At 30.0% G+C, this 22,170-nt stretch carries 26 protein-coding genes; 18 read left to right on the forward strand and 8 right to left on the reverse strand.

Annotated features, from left to right (window positions below):
- Nucleotides 1-33 precede the first annotated feature (33 nt).
- Together istA and istB are read left to right on the forward strand one after the other, a co-directional pair.
- Complete coding sequence (gene istA, locus CLLI_RS04790) at nucleotides 34-1,614, forward strand: IS21 family transposase (protein ID WP_106063098.1); 1,581 nt, start codon at nucleotides 34-36, stop codon at nucleotides 1,612-1,614.
- On the forward strand, nucleotides 1,611-2,372 hold the full coding sequence (istB, locus tag CLLI_RS04795) for an IS21-like element helper ATPase IstB (protein ID WP_106063099.1): 762 nt from the start codon (nucleotides 1,611-1,613) through the stop codon (nucleotides 2,370-2,372). The genes istA and istB overlap by 4 nt, the downstream gene beginning before the upstream one ends.
- Nucleotides 2,373-2,421: 49 nt before the next feature.
- Here the strand turns inward: istB and CLLI_RS04800 are convergent, their stop codons facing one another.
- The 5 genes from CLLI_RS04800 to CLLI_RS04815 all read right to left on the reverse strand — a co-directional run bounded on the left by CLLI_RS04800 (nucleotide 2,422) and on the right by CLLI_RS04815 (nucleotide 5,624).
- Entirely contained in the window at nucleotides 2,422-2,844 is a 423-nt protein-coding gene (locus CLLI_RS04800; RefSeq protein ID WP_106063100.1) for a hypothetical protein, read from the reverse strand.
- 2 nt (nucleotides 2,845-2,846) lie between these two features.
- On the reverse strand, nucleotides 2,847-3,146 hold the full coding sequence (locus CLLI_RS04805) for a hypothetical protein (RefSeq protein WP_146127074.1): 300 nt from the start codon (nucleotides 3,144-3,146) through the stop codon (nucleotides 2,847-2,849).
- Nucleotides 3,143-3,268, reverse strand: a complete 126-nt coding sequence (locus tag CLLI_RS14985) for a hypothetical protein (RefSeq protein ID WP_278335567.1) — start codon at nucleotides 3,266-3,268, stop codon at nucleotides 3,143-3,145. The genes CLLI_RS04805 and CLLI_RS14985 overlap by 4 nt, the downstream gene beginning before the upstream one ends.
- A gap of 23 nt (nucleotides 3,269-3,291) precedes the next feature.
- Complete coding sequence (locus tag CLLI_RS04810) at nucleotides 3,292-3,588, reverse strand: PC4/YdbC family ssDNA-binding protein (RefSeq protein ID WP_202972469.1); 297 nt, start codon at nucleotides 3,586-3,588, stop codon at nucleotides 3,292-3,294.
- Between the two features lie 743 nt (nucleotides 3,589-4,331).
- A complete protein-coding gene (locus tag CLLI_RS04815; protein ID WP_170063649.1) occupies nucleotides 4,332-5,624 on the reverse strand; it encodes an IS30 family transposase in 1,293 nt (430 codons plus the stop codon).
- A gap of 789 nt (nucleotides 5,625-6,413) precedes the next feature.
- Here CLLI_RS04815 and CLLI_RS04820 point away from each other — a divergent pair.
- The 5 genes from CLLI_RS04820 to CLLI_RS04840 all read left to right on the forward strand — a co-directional run bounded on the left by CLLI_RS04820 (nucleotide 6,414) and on the right by CLLI_RS04840 (nucleotide 11,029).
- On the forward strand, nucleotides 6,414-6,623 hold the full coding sequence (locus tag CLLI_RS04820) for a helix-turn-helix domain-containing protein (RefSeq protein ID WP_106063103.1): 210 nt from the start codon (nucleotides 6,414-6,416) through the stop codon (nucleotides 6,621-6,623).
- Nucleotides 6,624-6,929: 306 nt separating this feature from the next.
- On the forward strand, nucleotides 6,930-7,955 hold the full coding sequence (locus tag CLLI_RS04825; RefSeq protein ID WP_106063104.1) for a nucleotidyltransferase domain-containing protein: 1,026 nt from the start codon (nucleotides 6,930-6,932) through the stop codon (nucleotides 7,953-7,955).
- A gap of 5 nt (nucleotides 7,956-7,960) precedes the next feature.
- A complete protein-coding gene (locus CLLI_RS04830) occupies nucleotides 7,961-9,703 on the forward strand; it encodes a ThiF family adenylyltransferase (RefSeq protein WP_106063105.1) in 1,743 nt (580 codons plus the stop codon).
- Nucleotides 9,703-10,221 carry a Mov34/MPN/PAD-1 family protein gene (locus tag CLLI_RS04835; RefSeq protein ID WP_106063106.1) on the forward strand — a complete coding sequence of 173 codons (519 nt, stop codon included), beginning with the start codon at nucleotides 9,703-9,705 and terminating at the stop codon, nucleotides 10,219-10,221. Before CLLI_RS04830 ends, CLLI_RS04835 begins: the two co-directional genes overlap by 1 nt.
- Nucleotides 10,190-11,029, forward strand: a complete 840-nt coding sequence (locus CLLI_RS04840) for a hypothetical protein (RefSeq protein WP_242975529.1) — start codon at nucleotides 10,190-10,192, stop codon at nucleotides 11,027-11,029. Before CLLI_RS04835 ends, CLLI_RS04840 begins: the two co-directional genes overlap by 32 nt.
- Nucleotides 11,030-11,048: 19 nt before the next feature.
- Here the strand turns inward: CLLI_RS04840 and CLLI_RS04845 are convergent, their stop codons facing one another.
- Nucleotides 11,049-12,392: a relaxase/mobilization nuclease domain-containing protein gene (locus CLLI_RS04845; RefSeq protein WP_106063108.1), complete on the reverse strand. Its 1,344-nt coding sequence runs from the start codon at nucleotides 12,390-12,392 to the stop codon at nucleotides 11,049-11,051.
- Between the two features lies 1 nt (nucleotide 12,393).
- On the reverse strand, nucleotides 12,394-12,747 hold the full coding sequence (locus CLLI_RS04850; RefSeq protein ID WP_106063109.1) for a plasmid mobilization protein: 354 nt from the start codon (nucleotides 12,745-12,747) through the stop codon (nucleotides 12,394-12,396).
- Nucleotides 12,748-13,121: 374 nt separating this feature from the next.
- Here CLLI_RS04850 and CLLI_RS04855 point away from each other — a divergent pair, with 374 nt between their 5' ends.
- The 7 genes from CLLI_RS04855 to CLLI_RS04885 all read left to right on the forward strand — a co-directional run bounded on the left by CLLI_RS04855 (nucleotide 13,122) and on the right by CLLI_RS04885 (nucleotide 18,678).
- Complete coding sequence (locus CLLI_RS04855) at nucleotides 13,122-13,814, forward strand: hypothetical protein (RefSeq protein WP_106063110.1); 693 nt, start codon at nucleotides 13,122-13,124, stop codon at nucleotides 13,812-13,814.
- Nucleotides 13,781-13,987: a hypothetical protein gene (locus CLLI_RS04860; RefSeq protein WP_106063111.1), complete on the forward strand. Its 207-nt coding sequence runs from the start codon at nucleotides 13,781-13,783 to the stop codon at nucleotides 13,985-13,987. Before CLLI_RS04855 ends, CLLI_RS04860 begins: the two co-directional genes overlap by 34 nt.
- A gap of 14 nt (nucleotides 13,988-14,001) precedes the next feature.
- On the forward strand, nucleotides 14,002-15,255 hold the full coding sequence (locus CLLI_RS04865; protein WP_106063112.1) for a hypothetical protein: 1,254 nt from the start codon (nucleotides 14,002-14,004) through the stop codon (nucleotides 15,253-15,255).
- A 170-nt stretch (nucleotides 15,256-15,425) separates the two neighbouring features.
- Nucleotides 15,426-16,856, forward strand: coding sequence for an adenylate/guanylate cyclase domain-containing protein (locus CLLI_RS04870; protein ID WP_106063113.1), 1,431 nt, complete (start codon nucleotides 15,426-15,428; stop codon nucleotides 16,854-16,856).
- 3 nt (nucleotides 16,857-16,859) lie between these two features.
- On the forward strand, nucleotides 16,860-17,420 hold the full coding sequence (locus CLLI_RS04875; RefSeq protein ID WP_106063114.1) for a Pycsar system effector family protein: 561 nt from the start codon (nucleotides 16,860-16,862) through the stop codon (nucleotides 17,418-17,420).
- A 12-nt stretch (nucleotides 17,421-17,432) separates the two neighbouring features.
- Complete coding sequence (locus CLLI_RS04880) at nucleotides 17,433-18,164, forward strand: adenylate/guanylate cyclase domain-containing protein (RefSeq protein ID WP_106063115.1); 732 nt, start codon at nucleotides 17,433-17,435, stop codon at nucleotides 18,162-18,164.
- 322 nt (nucleotides 18,165-18,486) lie between these two features.
- Complete coding sequence (locus CLLI_RS04885; RefSeq protein ID WP_106063116.1) at nucleotides 18,487-18,678, forward strand: hypothetical protein; 192 nt, start codon at nucleotides 18,487-18,489, stop codon at nucleotides 18,676-18,678.
- A gap of 96 nt (nucleotides 18,679-18,774) precedes the next feature.
- Here the strand turns inward: CLLI_RS04885 and CLLI_RS04890 are convergent, their stop codons facing one another.
- Nucleotides 18,775-19,281, reverse strand: a complete 507-nt coding sequence (locus tag CLLI_RS04890; protein WP_106063117.1) for a hypothetical protein — start codon at nucleotides 19,279-19,281, stop codon at nucleotides 18,775-18,777.
- Nucleotides 19,282-19,471: 190 nt separating this feature from the next.
- On the opposite strand from CLLI_RS04890, the gene lexA reads away from it, so the two are divergent.
- The 4 genes from lexA to CLLI_RS04910 all read left to right on the forward strand — a co-directional run bounded on the left by lexA (nucleotide 19,472) and on the right by CLLI_RS04910 (nucleotide 22,170).
- On the forward strand, nucleotides 19,472-20,077 hold the full coding sequence (lexA, locus tag CLLI_RS04895; RefSeq protein ID WP_106063118.1) for a transcriptional repressor LexA: 606 nt from the start codon (nucleotides 19,472-19,474) through the stop codon (nucleotides 20,075-20,077).
- A 197-nt stretch (nucleotides 20,078-20,274) separates the two neighbouring features.
- On the forward strand, nucleotides 20,275-20,499 hold the full coding sequence (locus CLLI_RS04900; protein ID WP_078054362.1) for a hypothetical protein: 225 nt from the start codon (nucleotides 20,275-20,277) through the stop codon (nucleotides 20,497-20,499).
- A gap of 554 nt (nucleotides 20,500-21,053) precedes the next feature.
- Nucleotides 21,054-21,485: a sigma-70 family RNA polymerase sigma factor gene (locus CLLI_RS04905; protein WP_106063119.1), complete on the forward strand. Its 432-nt coding sequence runs from the start codon at nucleotides 21,054-21,056 to the stop codon at nucleotides 21,483-21,485.
- Nucleotides 21,486-21,939: 454 nt separating this feature from the next.
- The gene (locus CLLI_RS04910) at nucleotides 21,940-22,170 is read left to right on the forward strand and encodes a hypothetical protein (protein WP_106063120.1); all 231 of its coding nucleotides are present in this window, start codon (nucleotides 21,940-21,942) and stop codon (nucleotides 22,168-22,170) included.

Here is a 22,170-nt window from a genome sequence, read left to right on the forward strand (position 1 = left end):
TAACCCTATGACAATTCATAGGGAGGCTAGGGGATGATAAGTTTAATGGATAAACAAAAAATAATAATAGATGGGTTTTTAGGAGGAAAATCTCAATGGGCAATCCATAGGGAAACTGGAATTGATAGAAAAACAATTAGAAAATATATCAGAGAATATGAAGAAAAAAGAGCTATGCTATTGGAGGGAGAAAGAGATAAACTAATTTTAACTGAAGAAATTGTAGAATCACCAAAATACGATGCGAGTAATAGAACTAAAGTTAAATTAACAGAAGAAATAATGGATAAAATAGATTTTTATCTAGAGGAAAATGAAAAGAAGATACAAGCAGGAAAAAGTAAGCAGCAAAAGAAAAGAATAGATATTCATGAATGCCTTGAAGAAGAAGGCTATGACATAAGTTATTCAACCGTATGTAACTATATAAAAAATAAATTGAATGAGAAAAAGGAAGCATATATAAGGCAAGAATATGATCCAGGAGATGTAAGTGAATTTGACTGGGGACATGTTAAACTAGAAATAGGTGGAGAAGCTAAAGCAATACAAATGGCTGTAATGACAACAGCAAGAGGAAACTACAGATTTGCGTATCTTTATCAAAATCAAAAAATGGAAAGTTTTCTAGATTCTCATGTTAGATTTTTTAACCATGTAGGAGGGGTTCATAAGGAAATAGTATATGACAATATGAAAGTTGCAGTAGCAAGATTTGTAAGTAAAACAGAAAAGGAACCTACAGAAGATCTTTTAAAATTATCTATGTACTATGGTTTTAAATATAGATTTTGTAATGCCAGACGTGGAAATGAAAAAGGTCATGTGGAAAGATCTGTAGAATACGTGAGGAGGAAAGTATTTAGTAAAAAAGATTCATTTGAAACATTAGAAGAGGCCAACGAGTATTTAAAAGAAGAACTTAAGAAATTAAATTCTAAACCACAGAAACATAATGAAAATAAAAGTGCAAAAGAATTTTTAGAAGAGGAATTACCTCACTTAATAAAACTTGTGCCATCATATGATATTTCGAGAGTAGTAGAGTTAAGGGTAAATAAGTATTCTGTAATAAACATAGAGGAAAACAAATATTCAGTTCCAGATTCATTGGTTGGAAAATTCGTAACAGCAAAAATTTATCCAAATAATATACTAGTCTATCATGAAAATGAATTAGTAGCTGAACACGTAAGAAGTTTTGGAGCTAATACATGGAATATAAAAATAGAACATTACCTGAATACATTAAAAAAGAAGCCTGGAGCAATTCATAGAAGCACAGCCATGCGACAAATGAATTCCAAGCTTCAAGAGATATATAATAAATATTATACCGAAAATCCAAAAGATTTCATAGACCTAATTGAATTAATTTCAAAAGAAGGCTTAGAAAAAATAGAAGAATCAATAAAAGGATTGGAAAAGATAAATCCTTTAAATATAGATACAGAAAAAATAAAGCTTTTATGTAATAGACAAAAAGAAACCATAGATGAAAATAAGCATAAAAACACAGAAATAGAGGAGCATTCAAAGTTAATCCTTAATCATTATGGAGATTTACTAAAAAATTCATCAGGAGGTTTTGATAAGGAGGCTTTGATAATATGAAAAAAGATATCGTTAAAACTAATATAAAAACCGTAGCAAAGGAGTTGAAATTACCATATATAACTAGAAATATAGAGGATGAAATAAAGGAAGCAAATATAAAAAATTTAACATATGAAGCTTTTCTTTTATCCTTATTAGAAAATGAATATGACTTAAGAAAAGCAAATGGAATAAAAAATAGAATTAGGCAAGCAAGATTTCCATATAAAAAGTATATAGAAGACCTAAGCCTAGAGGATTTACCTCAAGATGCAAGAGATAAGATAAAAGTATTTTCATCATTAGATTTTATAGAAACGGGGCAAAATATAATACTTGCAGGAAACCCTGGTACAGGAAAAACACATATAGCCATAGGACTTGGAATTAAGGCCTGTAACAAAGGATATAAGGTTCTTTTTACCACAATACCTTTGCTAGTAAATGAACTAAAAGAATCTAGATCTGCAAAGACACTAAGGGCTTTTGAAAAGAAATTTGAAAAATATGACCTTATTATAGCAGACGAATTAGGATATATTTCTTTCGATAAAGAAGCCTCTGAACTTTTATTTACTTACCTGTCTTTAAGGGCAGGAAGAAAATCTACAATAATAACTACAAATTTATCTTTTGAAAGGTGGGATGAAATATTTAAGGATCCAGTAATGACAGCGGCAATGATAGACAGGCTTACTCATAAATCATATATTGTAAATATGAATGGCAATTCTTATAGATTAAAAGAAACACAGCTTTGGTTAGAAAAGCAATAATTTTTTTACCTAAACTAGAGGAATTTTGGATTAGAATATAGAGGAATTTTCACTTGACAAATACAGTTGATAATGTTGCATGGCACAGCAAATTCAACACATCAGATTGAGATGCTTTTCCGCTAACTTTCTGCGTTATATTACACTCAATAGATTTTACTGTGCTTGTAATTTCACTGCCTAAGATTTGCTTTAGCTGCTTTTCAACATCATTCTTACATATTTCTAAGTAAATAGAATCCGTTAGTGTAAAAGGCTGTATGTTGTTGTCCCTTACAAACTCTGGAAGAACCAAGTTTACTGTCGCTTTTCCATTTACAACCTTGACAGTCCCGTATCTTTTACCCTGGTCATTTATAAGTGGCTGTTCAGGCAAATCTTTTAGATTGCTTTGAAATGCAACCTCAAACTCATAGTTATCTGTACCTTGCTTGTGTCCATTTCTTTTTACTCGCTTCTTTCTCTCAGCCATTCTTAACACCTCAATTCAGAAACAATATCATTCAGTATTGCTTTTTTAAGGTGTCTATAACACTTATCGCAAAGCCCATAGCAAAAGCCATTTTCTTCGTTTTTGTCACCAACATCATGAAACCAGATTTCTTTACCTTGCTCATGATTTTCTGGGTCATTAAAGCCTTTGCCACAGATAACGCAATTTGTTTCAGTTGTATCTACAACTCTAAAGTGGCCTGCTTCATTGAGAAACTCTCGCTTTATTGTGAGTTCTCTATATTCATCACTACATATTTCTTTTACTTTTCCCATTTTCACACCTCACCCATTGCTTTCTTTATGTCTTTGATTATTGAAGTTGTTTCCTTGATAATTGCTTTGATTAAAGCAATGTAGCTTTCAGCATAATAATTTCTTTCGTCAGTCTTTGCTCCATTCATATTCAATACCTCACATTCTTTGCTCACATATAGTCATCAATGCAATTCACATCAATGCTATTCAAGATTTCCCTTAACTTGATAAACTCTTCCTTAGAGAAAGTGATACCACGTAAAGGATATTGCAATCCGTCTCTGTCAGATACTCGCCATGCTCTAATATCAAACACAGGCTTCTTGTCGTTCCACTTTACAATCGACACTTCCTTTGAGAATCCACGAAAGCCTACCATGATAGTGTCAATATGTTCCTTTACTTCGTACTCGGTAACCTTACCAGCATTACACGCAAATTCATGCTTATTTGTTTTGTTATCCATTTTCCTTGTTCCTTTCGTTTTGATTTTATGCAACAAAAAAAGAGAAGCCAGTTAAACCTCGTCTAAAGGTAACTTTGCTTCTCTAAGCATTCAAAATATTAAATTAACTGGTCTTTTCCGACCTATATATATTATACCACAAGTCTCGAAATTTGTACACTACTTTTTGAAACTTTTTTCTTTATTTTTCCGACAATTTTCTTGAGGTCCTTTTTATATATAATCCTCAGATTAACCAGATTGACCCCAGATTGATTTTAATGGATTAACCTATATTTTATATATCCTATTCCTAAAAGTCAATTCTGGATTATCTGGGAACCTCTGATGATACCCCTTAAGTAATACAATAGTATAAAGTTGATATAATTATCATTAAAATACACAGAGGATTTAGGGCAAATAAACAGAAACTCATTTGTTCGGTTTTGCATTGTGCAGTATGAGAGATAATTGTCATAAAAGCCTTTAACTGCAATACTTTGTTAACCTTTTCTGCCTTGCCAAAAGTGAAACTCAATGCTATGCTTTTTCTATATTGCTTGTGATGTCAGTATTACGCTTGCTGAACAAACAAGCACAATCCTTCAAAAACGAGCTTCAAAAAGCTCGTTTTTGTGTTATAATAAAGTCAGATTAGTTAAATTTGGGCATAAGTTTAAGAGGTCTACTATAATTAAACTTTTTTGTTAGACTAATTTAGACCCCTAGTTGCAGTATGAAATGCCCGGATAATAATTAAATTATTTAAGTAGAGATGGTTTTAAGATTACATCATTAGGTTCGATTTTAGTGATACCTAATGCATTTATTAACTTAAATCCATGTCTAGAGCTGAATGGGTCATACGGAGACTGGTCATTCAGCTTTTTTCTTGTATAAGAGTTTATGTGAGACATTAATAACGTGATGTCTGCTTGTGTAAAATTATCCATGCTTTTGCCTTTTGGAATGACCCTACGAATTAATTCATGATTATTCTCAACTTCTGGCTTTTGGTAAGCTGAATATGGATAACAGTAAAATATATTCGTGAGTTTCTCTTCACCTTGTATTTTTTCGATACTATTGGGATCTGAAAACTCACTTCCATTATCCGTTAAAATGACAGGGAAGAGCTTTTTAAAATAATCAGGTCCTACAGCATCATAAATCATCTTAAAGCACTCTCTGACACTCTTTGTATCATTAGCATCCCTAATAAACATAAGCATAAAAGATGTATCAACAAAGTGGATTGTAAGCAGTACTTTCCCACCCTTTTTACCTTCTACGGTATCCATTTCAACTATGGAAATATCTTTATTGCCATCTAGAAAGTTTAAATAATCATCATACCTTCTATCTTCTAAACATTTTTTATCAACCTTATATCCCATTTGGATTTTCCGTCTGGGTCGATATCTTACTTTCCTTGGTAAATCAGCATTTTTTACTGATAATGCTCCTATTTCTATATAGTTATATATAGTTTTTTCACTAACCATGATTGTATCTTTATTGTTGGCAAGTACATGATGCACTGATTGTCCATTATTAATTAGTGGTTTAATAATATCATCTAATCTCTTAAGTTCCTCAGGAGAACTTTCAATACCAACTCTAGATTCAACTAGTAAACCTTCATAGTCTTTCTGGGCTATTTTCGCGGAGTAGTAGCATTTTGAAAGAGTACATCTATTTCTATCTTCGCAACCATTACATACATATGGTGAAGATTTTAATCTCTCACAAATATCTTCCTTAAAATATTCACAATTATCATTGCAATAACCACAGAATCTGCAGTATTTATATTTACTTTTACACATCTTTTCTTTGCAAATATTATTTAAATCACAATCATACCTATAAATACATGCATTGTAACTACGGCCGTAGCAACCCTTCTTATCAATAGTAGATCTAAGGGAAATTTCCCTTGAAATAGTTGTTTTATGCCTATTAAGTTCTCTAGATATTTTTGATAAAGAAAAGTTCAATTTCAGATATCTTTCTATCTCCAATCTATCATCATAAGTTAAATGTTTTGCCATAATAGCTTCCTCCTTTGAGCTATTATCCGGGCATAACATAATAATACTACAAACTCCACCGATGTTGACATGTGAACCTGAAAATGATGTAAAGAAATTACCCGAAGGCAAGCAAAACAAAGTTAATTGCTACATTTGCTTCGGGATGGAATATTTTATCATTTTCAGAACCCCATATCAACACTACCCTGCGGCGGCTCCTTCTGATCCAAATCCCCCTCAGGCTTCACAAAACAAATGTTATATGTCTTAGAAATTTGTAAGGTTAAATTAGACCCCTAGATTTGTAAGACTAAATTAGACTGAAAAGCAAAAAGGGGTCTAATTTAGTTTTACAATTAACATATCAGAGATAATGAGAAAAAGCAGCCCCTTAGGTGCTGACAAAGTAATTTGGGTGTGGTATAATACAAGGTTAAAATTTTGAAAGATGTCAAAGATTATTATCACTAGATTTCTTTTTTAAAAAATAAGAGATCTTATTTCAAAGGGTAGTTAAGTTAAAAGCTTATTAAATGAACTGGCTCAAATGTATATGAGATAAAGAAAAGGGAACCTGACAAGCGTTTTTAAGATGCCTGGGAACATTCAGTATAGATTAGCAAAGATGTTAATGTACTATAAAATAAAATAGATATTCTTGGAGATAAGATAAATAAAATTATAAATACAAAATATAATAAAAAGGGATTAAATATTGTGAAGATTAACAGGCTTAAATACTTCTAAATATGATATAATGTTTTATATAGTTTATCTCCATGAAAACAAAGTTAGGAGGTTTTAAAAATGGGATTTAGCTATAATAAATTATGGAAACTATTGATTGATAAAAAAATGATGAAAACAGATCTTCAAAAAGCGGTAAATATGAGTCCCACAACATTAGCAAAAATGGGAAAAGGTGAAAATATTAGTATGGAGATATTGGGAAGAATATGTGAATACTTTCATTGTAATATTGGAGATATAATAAGTTACGAATTTGATGAAGGTTAGATGCTTTAAATAATATAGTTAAAAGTAAAAAATACAAATACTAAAATAATAGAGGAATAATTTTTGAATGATAAAATAATTATTATAATTATTAGGATTATTAGAATAGGAGGTAAAATATGAATCTTAAATTCTTTGATTTTTTTGCTGGCACTAGGGAATTACTTTTGAATGCGTGTACGTAATGAATAAATAATGAAATAGATGATTATGATGTAGGTTGTTTTTATAGCCGAGTAAAGAAAATTTGATATGAACAAATATTCTTTTTAGAAAGCATGAACTTACAGATAAAGGAGGAAAATAATGAGTGTTCAATCAGAATTTAAAAAATTTAATGACAAGATAAGACTTGATTATGGAACCAATTCAGAACTTGCAGAGAAAAGAGATATTTTATTAGGAATTTTAGAAAAGGATGAAGATTTACCATCATTCAAGAAGTTGGATCAGGGAAGTTATGCTATGCATACTGGAATAGAACCAGGAGATGACAGAGAATATGATATTGATGTGGGATTAAGATTTAATGTTAGTAAATCAGAGTATGATCCTATGGATTTAAAGAAAGATATAGAAGAGCTTTTAAAAAATCATACAGAATATGGTGCAGAAATAAAAAAACCTTGCGTAACAGTAACTTATAAAAAAGATGGAGAACCTTCTTTTCATGTAGATTTAGTAGTGTATGTTTATGAGGATAAAGAAAATACGGATAGTCAGATTTATATTGCAAAAGGAATTAATAGTAATAAAGATTCTCAGAAATGGGAGATGGCAGATCCCAAGGGATTAGTAGATTATATTAATGATGGAGTAGAGAAGGGGGAACAAAGAGATCAATTCAGGAGGATATTAAGGTATCTTAAAAGATGGAAACATAGGAGATTTGACGCAAAAGGACATTCAGAACCACCAAGCATTGGACTTACCTTAATGGCTCTAGATAATTTTATATATTATGAAGAAGATGATTTTAGTGCTTTAGTTCATATAGTAGATTCTATTGTTAATAAATTTGTATTTGAAGGAATTGATAAAGATGGAGACTTTTTATATAGAATAAAATTACCATTACCAATGGAACTTGCATTTGAACTAAATTCTGATATTTTTGAAAAGATGAGTGATAGACAAATGACTGATTTTAAAGAAAAGGCAGAAAAGCTACAATCTGATTTAAATGATGTAGAGAGTGAAACTGATGAACATGAAAAGTATAAAAAACTCCAAAAAATATTTGGAGAAGATTTTGAGGTTCCAGAGGAAGAAAAGACAGCGAAGAAACAATATAATTATATACCAAGTTCCAGTTCTTCTGGAATGGAGTAACTTGTATGGACTTGAATTTAATAAAAAATGATTTATTAGATAGACCTTACTTATCAGGAATTAAGATAAAAAATAATGAGAGTTATAAAAATCAAAGCTATGATGTGAAGATTAAATGTGAGCTAAAGGCAGGCAATTCATGGTTTCCAATAATAATAGGAGTTCCTAATGATTGGGGACAGAATCTTGTTGATATTTATATTGCATTGGAAGAAATACCATATATTCCCCATATCGATAGTAAAGGTAAACTTTGCTTATATGATTTAGAAGGTTCTATTATAGAGAAAGATTTGTTGGGAATTTTGAATCAATGTATTTTACGGGCACAATTGATAATCGAAGAGGGAATAAATAAGAAAAATTGGAATGACTTTTTAGAAGAATTTGATTCTTATATATTATGCTTACCAGAATGGAAAAGAGCTAAAGTAGTTATACCAAATTCAGAATATAGTAAAAAAATATCTTATTGTCCAACAAAAGAAATAAAGAAACAAAGAAGAAAGAATGAGTCCCATTTACAATATCTAAAAAGAACTGAAGTAAATGACTATTTTGCAAGTATAGATACAAATGATTTTAAGGAATGGGGGTATAACAGCCCAATTAAAAATGGATTGTATTTATATTGTAAAGCTATGGATATTATTTATCCCCCTAAAATTGATAAGCCAATATCTGTAGAATATTTGAATGTAATTTTTGAAAATGTAAAAATTACACCAGATATAGAAAAAATCATAAGAAAACCTAAAGAAGAATTGTTTATTATATTTGAAATCAAACAACCCAATGGTATTTCTAATACTTTTGGTATTATTATAAAAGCTCCATGTTTTAATATGGATTCTACTCTTGAATTAAAAGAAATGAAAGAGATAATTCCGTTGTATGTAGAAAGGCTAGATGAACGCAGCCTTTTAAACAGAACCTCTTTTGACGAAAATATTTTATCTAATAAAGAGTATCTTTTAATAGGGTGTGGATCAATAGGCGGATATGTGTTTAATAACTTGATAAAGTCAGGATGTAAAAATATTACCTTGATAGATCATGATATGCTTCAGTCAGAAAATATTTACAGGCATTTACTTGGAAGAGATTATATTGGGGATTATAAAGTAGAAGCACTTAGAAAATTTGGGGAGAGAAGCTTACCTGCTTTAAAAATAAAAACCGTTGCTGAAAAAATACAGGATGCAATTGATGATTGTGGTATAGATTTTAATGATTATGATTATGTAATTGCGGCAACAGGAAATGCAATTTTAAATATGTGGATAAATGACTATATAAATACTAATAAAATTAATACTCCTGTGTTTTATATTTGGAATGAAACACTAGATATAGGTTCTCATGTAGCAATAATTCAATTTGATAAGATAGGTTGCTATGAATGTATTTTTAAACGAGATGAGAAACTAGGACTATATGATTCTATTTCATACTGTAAACCAGGACAAAATGTTACTAAAAATGTATCTGGGTGTAGTGGCACCTTTATACCTTATGGTTCTCTTATATCTATTCAAAGTAGCATATTATTTATTGATTTACTTAAAAAATTTGCTGAAGGAAGAATAGAGGAAAATATAGTAGTCTCAGAAAAAGGTGATGATTATTACTTTAAAAAATCGGGTTTTATTTTATCAGATAACTATAATAATCAAAAAGATAAAATTTCTACAATAAAAGGCAATGATTTTAAAAATATTGCTTGTAATGTGTGTGGTGGCAAATAATGAGGATTAATTCAAACAATATAGAAATAAAGATTTGTTATTCTGTTTTTCAAGTAATGAGGAAATATATCCAGCTAGGGGCTAGATCCTTGGAAGCAGGTGGTATTTTAATAGGCAAAGAAAACATATCAGATGATAATATTACCATTAAATATATTACTGAGCCTTATGCAAGCGATAAACGTAGATATAATAGATTTATTAGAAAAGATAAAAAACACATTGAAATATTTAATGAGATTTTTAATTCAAGCAATGAAATATATTGTTATATTGGGGAATGGCATACCCATGATGAAGATTTGCCTAACTATTCCAGATTAGACTTGAAAAATTGGAAGAAAATAATGAAAGAATCGCCAGGAAATATAGAGCATTTTCATATTATAGTTGGCAGTAAAGCTATAAGAATTTGGAAGTTTGGAAAATTACTAAAGGATCCTGATTTGATTAAAACAATATATTGGGAGGATGTGATGGACTTTGATGAAAAAGTTTGTTGGCAAAATAATAGATAATGGAAGGGCAATTATTCAAATTTTATTGCTTGTATTTTGTTTTTTATTTCCTAAACACGTAAACTTATCTGAGATAATAAGAACGTTATTTGGGGGTCAAAGTCCTGATTTTTCTACTGCTAAATACTATTATCTTATGCAATCTGGAAATTGTACAATGGGAATATTATTAGCAACAATTGTATTGTTTAAATTTATTCGTAAAAGTAATGAGGAAAAAATTTTGCTTAAGGGAAATATTTATCACGATTATTCATATATTTGGTTTTGGATTTGTTCTAAAATTCTTGGATATAATAGTTGTAACTTAATATTAGTTCCAATTGCAATGCAATACAAACTTGTAATACGAGGAACATTTGAAAAATATCCAATTCCTGAGGAAAGTTTCCCAGAAAGGGATATGAATGTCATAGTTAAATATGAGAATAAAGATGCAGAAAATGCTAATGAGATTAATTTAATTTTAGAAGATACTTACCCTATAACCAAAAGTCAAATTCCTGAACTTAAGAAACCCTTACGAACCATAATAATAAAGCATGATAGAAAAGATGATGTTTCTAGAATTTATAATAATAAATTTGTGAAAGAAATATGTAAAGAAGTAAGAGCTTTACCTGAAAAAACTATTGTTAATATTTACTCTACAACTAACCCAAGACACAACTATGAAATAGCCAAACAGGCTTTTTCTCTTGCTAATAGGGGCAATATAAAAGAGTTATATATCTATCAGCAAGAAAGAGGGAATACACGTAAGTTTACTAAAAGGAAGAAAATATATAGATTTTTTGAAGAAGAATAAACCAGGCTTGAGGTCGGGTTCATCGCTCGACCTCTTTCCCTAAATAGGTATCATAGTTTTTCTTATACTGATATAGTTTCTTTTGTTCCTGGCGGGACTGATTGATTTTCTCAATGAGAGACTCTTTTTTTGTATTTAATTTTTCAAGCTCTTCAAATATCTGTTTTGTGGTAGGAAAAGTATTGGAGTTCTGAAAACTTTCGGTAACTGCTTTTTTATAAAGTAAAAGTTGAGCATTATACTCGTTAGTAAAAGCCTTATCCTTGGGATGATTTTTAGCATATCTATAAATTTCTTTATACTGCTCAATGATATATCTGTTTTCCATAGTCTGCTTTTTTTCTTCAATTAGTTTTTCTATCTCCTTGTTTTCTGAAAGAAGATTTTGAATTTCAGAAGCTTTATCCTGGAGTGCTTTTTCTAACTGTTCTTGTGTTTTAAAGCCTTCACTTCTAACCTGGTTGATTGTATCTGCCATAGTATAAAGATTATGCTTTACTGCCCAATGCTTGTATCCAGGAGAGCTTTTAATCTTATCATTAGCATTTATATTAATAACATTATCTAAAGGTTTAAAAGGAGCTTTAGGGCGTTTGCTTTTCATGTCAACTTCTTCTAGGATACGTTTTTTTAATCTTTCTTCAGTATAATTTTTCCCTATTCTCATAGTCCTTGTAAAACGTTGTTGACCATCTGTTTTTCTGAAAGAAATATGTTTTCCATGCTTGATTTCATATCCATATTGATCCATAAGATGGAGGAAATCTTCCCAATCCTTAGCTTTCTTAATAGCTCTATCTATATCAAATTGGAGTCTGCCTTTCCATGAAGTTCCCTTCTTATCTTCTTGATATTCCTTATAGGATTTACCCCTAGTCTTATATTTTTTCTTATATTTTTCATAATATTCATCTATAACCATTAGATTATTTTCTTTGCAGAGTTTATCGCTTTGATACCTAATCCTATGGTAACTTCGTTTATTAGACTGATAGCATTTTCCTGTTTTCCAATTAACATTATTAAAAATAATATGGTTGTGAATGTGGTTACGGTCTACATGAGTAGCTAGTACATATTCGTATTCACCATTTAAAACTTCTTTAGCCAGAGCAAGACCTATCTCGTGTGCTTTTTCAGGACTTACCTCTCCAGGAACAAAGCTTTGTATTAAATGTCTAGCTAAAACTGTTCCTCTAGTATCATTGACTTCCCTTGTATTCATAAACTGTAAATGGGCAGTTGAAGGAGAGCAGCCATCAGAACTTATCAATATTTGCTCATCAGTTTTATCATTACTAGTAATATAATTAATAGCAAGATTGAGAGTAGATTTGATGGGGTGTATTTTTGTAATAGCCATATCAATCAGACCTATTCATATATTTTCTTGTTAGGATATTTTGAATTTTTATTATTTCTTTTGATATATCATCATTTTCTTTTTTTAGATCCTCAATATCTTCTCTATAGATTATTCCTGTACTATTTACTCTCTTTGCAATCTGATTAAGGTTGTTAGAGTTTTTCCCTATAAGAGTTTGTAGCTTTCTAAAAATATTCATATCAATTACAAATATAGGGGCTTCAAGGACACTTTTCCTTATAAAATGTCCCATTGATTTTGACTTGCTCATTTCAAGTTTTTTCTTAAAAAGTTCCTTTTCTTCATCAGTAACCATTACATGAATATCATTTTTTCTAAGTCTATTTGCCATATAAATCCTCCTTTTCTTTCTTCTTTATAACAGGGTATTAGGGGTGTCCCCTAAATCATTCCGATAGGAACAAGTAGAAAATTGGATAAAAAGAAGCGAACCTAAATGGGTCCGCTTCATCAATTTTCTCGTAAGTGTGTCTACACTTACTGTGCTTGCTATTAAAGTTATTTTAAAAGCAGGCATTAAGCTAAGTATTTGATTTATATATTTATATTACCGCACTCTATAGCTAATGTCAGCGTGTATTAGTGAACTTTCATATTATATTTGTTGAAAATATAAATTAGTAATAAATCATTTATTTGATACAATAGTAGTTAATAGATGAAGATATTATTTTAAGTATGTATTGGAGAGGGGGAAGATAATTTATGATGGTGAGTCCAGAAACATATATGAGTTTTTTACAGGATAAAAACTATGAAGAACTTATAAAAGAAAGAGATAGCTTAATAGATGAAATAAAAGAATATGAGGAAACATCGGATAACCTTATAGATATAAATATAAGTCCTTCAAGGGAAATCATTTATAAATATAATCATTTATATTTATCGAAAGTATGTGAATTACTATCTGAAAGGTTTACTGATAAGGATTTTAGCAATATTTCAAATAACTTTATGAACAATGAATGGATACATATATTAAAGGAGTATTTAATAGAAAAGAATTTGTTTGGGATATGGACAAATGAAAATATAGAGCAACGAAAAAAGGGTAAAGAATTTACTTTATCAGATCATGTAAAGGGATTAATCTATTCTTCATTAAGCAATCAAAGACCCTGGAAGGGGATTGTTGTTAATATGGATAAAATAGAAAATATATTTTATGACTTTGATGTTTATAAAATTAAAGCTGAAAATCCTGAAAAATTTATAAATGAAATTCGTCAAATTAAATGTGGTAATCGAAATATAAGTCAGCAAATGAAAAGCTTGTCCTCAAATATTGCTACAATGGAAGAGATAGAAAAGGACTATGGAAGCCAGATGTTCATTTATGTAGGTTCTTTGCTGGAAATCGTATGGGAAGTGGAAATAATACACCTGCAACAATAGGTGAAGTTTATACAACTGTTTTAAAACTTTCTAAAGATACAGGAGTATCTATGTCTGAAATAGATTCGCTAGTGTGGAATTTTTGTTCATCTGGATATGGAGAAATATGCACCTCAGATCCTAGGTGTGAAATATGTCCTATAAAAAAATATTGTAACAAATATTATGAGTAGGAGGATATTGACTATTGATTACAAAAAAAGATTTAACTTACTTAATTGATAAAATAGTTAGTTCTGATTTATTTTGGGAAGCAAACTACTATTTTAGAAGTATGAAAAAGCAACCTCATGGCGGAGTAGCACGTATATTCTATCCTAATACATATTTAAAACATTATCCTACGGACGCGTTTCGATTATTTATACATAAATCTAATGAAGTACCATACTTTTTGTCGAAACTAATTGAAGAAACTTATCAAGAATATTTATTATGTGAAGTAGATGTTGAAGAATTATGTTGGCTGTGTTTTGATGATGATAAATTTTGGTATGCTGGATTTCGCTTATTAAAGCCTAAAAAGGAATTCGAGGAATTAAATAAAAAAGCACCAATACTTTGGACAGTTATATCATCAAAATTAAGGTTTCAGGACTATTTTGAATTAGATTATAAGTTATTGGTATATGCATTAGTATGTTATTTAATAGGAAATAAAATGATTGAAATTGATGGTATTGAGGAAATTCGTAAACATGAAGTATTAAGAACACCAAAGAATAAATATGGACTAAGTCTAGTAAATGAGGCTGAATTTTCACGTCAAGGATTTGTTATTGATGAGAGCTATTATCTTTATAATATATTCTTCGATACTGCAATTGGAGCTGCTACTGATGATGTTCCATATACTGTTAAGATAATAAATGAAGAGATACAAAACAGAGAACTATTTTTTAGAAGTGATGAAAAGTTAGCTGTACCAGCAGATAAGATGATAAGCACAGCTACAATGGATTTCCAAAAGTATCGTGGTATATCAGTTGATTTTGGAGATATAGAAAAGCTAGTTAATAAAAAAGAAATTATAGTCCACTATGATCCTAAATACCTTGCTAAGGTAGTTATGATAATTAAGCCAGATAGAGACCAAGAGAGTAGTCTTTTTTATCATATTGAGGTTGAAGAGTTATGGAACCCTGAAAAAATTAAAGATAGATTTGTAATTACGAATTATTTGCATGCACAATATTATCCTAGTAAAAAAGCTTTTAACCATATTGACTTTTCTGTGAATCAATATTCAAAAGAGATATTTGAAAAAAAGTTTAAAGATGCTGTAATGGATACAGAAGTACCGATTGATAAATATGGAGAAGAACATTATAAAATATGGTGCGTTGAAAGCAATGCTATTGAGATAAGTACCTGGAGTAAACTAGTATGTGCTACACTTGATGAACCATTCAGAGATTTGTTTATAGAAATGTTTTTGTAATAATTATTTAGCTTATTTTAAATTACCTATAGATAAAGAAAATGTTAAATATAGTAGAAGAAGCATGAAATATAAATTTAGATGGGAGTATTGCATTTTGGTTAATAGCTTCTCCGTCCTATAAAAAGCAGATTAAGAGATATAGATTGAGGAGGAATTGATTAAATAATATGGGGCTATGTAAAAATGATTTTGAAAAAATAGATTTAAGAATAAAAAATATTGCTGAACAGGCTGTAGAACAGATTGAAGTAAATTCTGATTTACCACCAACAATAGAACAATTAGAAGATAATAATAAAACTTATTCTATCAGAGCGGCTATTTTATTTATAGACATCAGAAAATCTACATATTTAACAGAGAATAGTCAGGCAAAAAGCATGGTTAAGATTTATCGGTCATTTATGAGAATGGCTGTTGATTGTGTTAGAAAAAATGGTGGGGTAACAAGACAATTTCTTGGTGACAGAATTATGGGAGTATTTATTGATTCTGTAGATGAAAATGGAAATGTTACAGATAGATCTGTTGACAAATCAGTTAATGCAGCAAGAAGTTTACAGACTGTTATTGATTATAGCTTAAATAAACATTTGAAATGTAATGTTAATGGAAAAGTGATTGAATGTGGAATAGGCATTGATTATGGAAAGGTTCTAGTTACTCAAGTTGGTATGTATGGAGTAGAGGGAGATGAGGGCAAAGAAAATGAAGTAAATTGTGTATGGGTTGGAAATACAACAAATTATGCAAGCAAATATTCAGATATAGCATCTGGTGGAGAAATTTTTATTTCTGATAATGTTTATAAGAACTTATCAGATGAAAACAAAGAAGTCTGGATTAAATCAGCAAAATATAAAGGAACAAAATTGTTCCAGGGATATGTTGCAAAAGACTATTATCTGGATTATTCTGATGAATTAGGAAACCCAGTTAAAATAGAAGCGGACAATACAGTTGAATTAGATACCGCTAGTCAATTGGCGAATGGTATAAAGGAAATAGAGAGATTACAAAATGAACTCATTCAAAGAGAGAAAAAGTTAGCAGTATTAGAAGATAGGTTAAAAAAAGAAAATCAGGAATATAAGACTAAATACAATAATGAAAATAGTGCAAAATTAAGAGCATTAGATGAAAAAGATAAAGCAAACAAAGATAGAGATAGCTTAATTAAAAAGGCATATTCTTTCGTAGAAACCATTATAGATGGTTCATTTTGTCGAGAATATGATTATATAAAGAATATGGGAATAAAAAGATGGCTTGAAATTGATGAATTTTATAATTTATTAGGTAGGAAGCAAGGATTTGATGAAGATGCCATAAATAATATGGCATTTGAGTTTATAGAAATATATGCGTACTTTAAAAAATTTGAATTGTCCTATAAGTATATGGCGAGTATGGCAAAGAAAAATAATACCTGGATATATATCAATGAAAAAACTTTTAAATGGGCCTGTGAACAACATCTAGGGTGGAAAGTTATTGATGCTATGGAAGATAATTTAAAAAACAATAAAATATCATATGAAAAAATAAAGGACTATGAGAATTATATTAGTAAACTAAAAAGTATAAGGGGGTTTTAGGTTGTGTCACAAAATAATATTCAAGAAGAAAATAAGAGGCAAGCTTTTACAAAAGATGATGCATATCAGAGTTTAAATATGATTAATACTTGGATAAGCAATATAGATACTAAGATTTCTTTTGCGTTGGCACTAGCTGGTGTAATTATTGGAATTATCTTTAGTACAGGCCTTCCAGATGCGTTACAAAGAGTGGGTAAGGTTTCAAAATTATCGGAATTATATGGTGGTGAAATTATAGCAGCCGTATTGGTATGTTTACTTTATATAGTAAGTTTCTTATCAATTCTATATTTCATGTTGGCTATTATTGCAAGAGTGAAGAACCTTAATAATACGCCATCTATATATTTTTTTGGATCAATATCTGTAATGGATTTACAGGATTATAAATATAAAGTAAATAATATAACAGAGCAAGAAATTATAGAAGATTTAGAAGAGCAGATACATACTAATTCAAAAATATGCAATGAGAAGGCTAAATGCTATAATAGAGGAATTAAGTTTTTGTTGGTAACAATTATTTTATGGTTTATCTGTATGACATTTAGGTTAATATAGGGAGGCGATGAAATGGAAGCAAATCATACAATGTTATATGATGTGGATAAGAGTTCAGAGAGAATGGATGCAATATTAGATGCAAGCTCAGATAACTATTGTGATAAAAAGAGTCTACCATTGAGAAGTGATTTGACTTACAAAAACGGTTATTACGTAAAGATAACAGCGATTTTTATTGATATTGTTGGTTCATCAGAGATGACTGATGAACATAAAAGACCAACATTAGCAAAGATGTATCGAGTGTTTTTATCAGAGTGTGTTGCAATAATGAATGCTGAATGTAATTGTAAAGAAATAAATATCAACGGTGATTGTGTATGGGGAGTATTTGATACCCCGAAGAAATCTGATGTTGATGAAGTTATTTCAGTAGCAGCTAAATTAAATAGCATGATAAAGATATTAAATTATAAACTAAGAAAGAAAAAATACTCTGAAATTTCTATTGGTATAGGAATTGATTATGGTAGAGCATTAATGGTAAAGGCAGGTTATTCAGGTAGTGGAATTAATGATGTAATATGGATGGGTGATGTAGTAAATTCGGCCTGTCACCTTTGCAATAAAGCTGGAAGAGATTATAGAGAAGTAATTGTTATTTCAGATATTATTTACAACAATATTAATGAACATAACCAAAGTTTGTTTTCTAGTTATGCGGATGGTTGGACTACTAGATATGAAGGGAATATTATTAATACAGCAATGGATAATTGGTATAACGAAAATTGCAAGTAGATTATTTGTGGGGGTTTGTGTTCAAATCATATATCCATCGAAGCAGTCTTTTAATGATGAATTGTGATTGGGAGGATAATTGAACGAGTGGGTTTATATTTTAAAAATAATGATAAATCTAATTTAATTGATGAAATAAGGACTGTTTTAAATTTTTATGAGACGTTGGGGTCTGATGAATCCTATCTAAATTCTGACCATGAGTAATATATTGATAAAAATCATTTGTATTTAAGATTGGGAAGGGCTATATTAAATTAATGATGGAGAAGCAACAGATGGAAGGTATGCAATTTGGATACGTGATATTAGAGATTTAATAGTGGGAGCTTTAAGAGATTTAGAAAATGATAATTCAAAGGAAGTAAAAGAAAAGCTCATATTGGCTCTTAATGCTATAGGAGCTTATGAGGATATTAAGAAAATCTTTTCTTCTAGATATTTTAATCATAGCAATGAAGATAAAGAAGTTATTTTTGATGGTTATTTAAAGTATTTTATTCAAAAGGAATGATAATTCTTTTGTGATGTTTACAACTTTTAAAAAAATAAAGCGATTACTTTAAGAAGACATTTCTTAGAGTAGTCGCTTTTCCTTTACCTATTAATATTAAAATTCCTCCAGCTTGCTCATCCTGTATCTCCATACTGGGAGTGTAATTAGTCCAAAGATTATATACTTTAGAAAAAGACTAAGCATATGATTATGTGATAAGACAATATCTCCATTAAAAGTAAATCCATGAATGAATAACTGAACTACAGGAGTTAGAAGTCCTATTGTAGATGGTACTGCTATGCCTACCCCTACAAATGTTATAAACAAATTAAGTATATTGCTTACTCTAGGGAAAGTATCATTGATAAATAAAATCAAGAGTCCATAAAGAATTACTGCAAGGATTCCAACACCTGCATCAAGTAAATATTGAAGTTTTCCTTCTACAAGCTTTGTGGCTACATTAGGATGGAAGAAATAAATTGAATAAAATAAGATAACAAAAAAGTCAATTCCAAATGCCATTGTCTTGAAAGAAAACAGGGTAATATTCTTATAAAGTTTTATAAAAAGAACTAATATTGTTAAACATATTCCTAAAAACAATCCTATAAACATAGCAATCACCTGATAAATTATTTTTTTATTTCCTATATCTATAAATTAATTATATCACTCTAATATGGCTGGCGGCCAGACCTAAAATAAAAATTACCATATTTTCTGAAAGAACTATTGCAATATTTTCCTATAGGCATTATAATAGTAATCACCAACGGTTCGTTGGTGATTAGAAAGGAGGTAGAACATGAGAACAAAAAGTCCAAAACGTATGAAAGAAATAATTGATTTTGTCAATGAATACACAAATCATTATAGGACTTCTCCTTCTACCAGAGAAATTGCAAAAGCTGTAAAAACTGATAATGGTACTGTATACCGTTATCTTGTAGAGATGGATGAAAAAGGTATGCTCGAATATAATGGAAAAGAAATTATAACACCAATGATAAAAAAGATGGAAAATGACATGATACAAGCGGCTGTCCTTGGATCAGTATCTTGTGGAGTTCCTCTTTTAGAAGAAGAGTATATCGAAAGCTATGTATCCTTACCTGTAAAATTTTTTGATAAGGGAGATTATTTTATCCTTAGAGCCAATGGAAATTCTATGATAGAAGCTGGAATTGAAGATGGTGATTTGGTAGTTGTGAGGAAACAGAAAGAAGCTAATGAAGGTCAGATTGTTGTTGCTCTTCTTGAAGATGGAAGCACTACATTAAAAAGATTATATCTTGATAAAGGAAATAAGTGCGTAAGGCTTCATCCTGAAAACAAGAATATGTCAGATATAGTAATAGCAAACTGTTCTATTCAAGGGGTAGCTGTAAAAATTATGAAAGACCTAGTTTAATTTCTAGGGTAAAAAATTATGTTTAGAAATTAGAAATTGATATAAGTCAATTTCTAACAATAAACTTAGAAAAGAAGGATTTAAGATGAAGAAAAAAATGATAGCCTTCTGTGGTATGTAGGTGTTAGATTAGTAACTCATCTGTAGTTTTCTTTCCCTAATCCACTTAGAAGGCAATAAGAAAAGAAGGATTGCAGATGAAAAAAAGAAAAAAATATATTATAGGATGCCCATATTGTGGGAAGGAGTTATGTAAAAGTGGTTTTACAAGTAGCTTTAATGATATGGAAATTAAATGCTCCAAATGTGGGGCAAACATAGAAATTGAAATTACCAATGGGATGATTATTTTTCATCCAGATAAGAAGATATCCATGGTGGCTGAAGGCTCAGTAGGATATAAAGAAAAAGAAAAAATATAAGGAATATTAAGTGAGTTTCTGTGAAATTTATGTTGTAGCCATTGGACTGAGCAAAGAACTCTTAAGAATGGGAACATAAATTAAAAATCTATGGAGGACTGTATTCGGCTTGTACCGTTAGGAACCACATAGATAAAATACTTTGAACCTGGAATCAGAATCCAGGAATAAGTCAAAGTTCTATACTTACATATTTCAAAGAAAATTTAATAGATTGAGGTTTATACAGAGGTGTTGAACTGGGCTAGAACCCTTAAGAACAACAGTTATAAATCAAGAGTTTGTTGAATGATCTGAACTGGACAAGCATTCAATTATAAATTGAACAAGAATCCTTAAGAGTCACGCAAAACGGAAGTATTTATCTGAATAGATAAATCTGTTTTGTGTGGCTCTTTTTTTATTTCCCAAATACTTTCGTTATATGCGTCGGCTCTTAAACAAAAGAAAGAGCAGGTGCATATGAAAAAACGATGGGAAACCTACATTGCTAGATATCCATAATCTCTAATTTTAAAAACTTATTGATTTTTAAAATTAGGAGGTTATGGAAAATGAAAGAAAATAAAAAGAATTACTATCTCTTTGTAGGAGATAAAAAGATAGATGTATCAGAGAAAATTTATAAAGAATATTGGCAAGAAACCAATAGAGAAAATTATCTTAAAAGGCTAGATAGAAAGAATAAACTAAGTTATTTCTCAGAATTTGTTACAGAAGAAAAAGATAGAACTATTGAGGAGAGATTTACAGATAAAAGTATTGACATCGAAAAATTAGTAGCTATAAAAATGCAGATTGCAGCTCTTCATGAAGCCTTGAATAAGTTAAACCCTGAAGAAAGGGAAATTATTCAGGCTCTTTTTTTTGAGGAAATACCACAAAGAGACTTGGCTAAAAAACTGAATATAAGCCAAGGAGCTGTCTTTAGAAGAAAAGAAAAAACCTTAAAAAAGTTAAAAGAATTCTTAATAGATTGGGAGTAAAATAAAAGTTTTTTAAAAAATAGCGAATCAGAGGGGCAGTTTTTTCACTGTTAAATATAAGGGGTAATTTAAGCAATTCCCTAAATAATAAAAGATATTTTTATAAATTAATTTGAACTTTGATAACTGAATAGACCAAGACAGGACAATATCCGTTTATGGAGCCAGTAGAAGCTACGCCATGACCACTTTGCTGAAGTATACCTTCGGTTTAAATAAATACTTGCATAACGCTAAATGCAAAGGAAACAAAAGTGAAAGCGATAGATAGTTTGCTACAGGAAAGGTCTGGTAGGACTTTTTGCAAAGATATAAACGGTGATAATGATACTTCTACACGTTGTTGCTTCCCACCGAGAAAAGGGGAGAGGTGAAATTCCTATGTAGCTACCAAGCACTTGTCAATGTCGCTAAACTTAAATTTAAAAATATTAAAGAGAGAAGAGGTATCGAAATGAAAACTATTAAAGACAAAAAAGAGAACTCTTCTTCTGTCAATCATAGATGTAAAGATGAATTATCAATGGGAAGATACATAGATCAAGAACTAGCAGAAATTCCTGAGGATAAAAAGAACATATTTATTCAGGTAGGTAATGTTCTTGTTAATTGTTGTATAGGAGATACAAGAGTTAGTATGGATGATTTTGTATCAGATTTATGTAAATTAGAATTAAGGATTTAG

It is taken from the genome of Clostridium liquoris, assembly GCF_002995785.1.
Classification (GTDB): Bacteria; Bacillota; Clostridia; order Clostridiales; family Clostridiaceae; genus Clostridium_AO; species Clostridium_AO liquoris.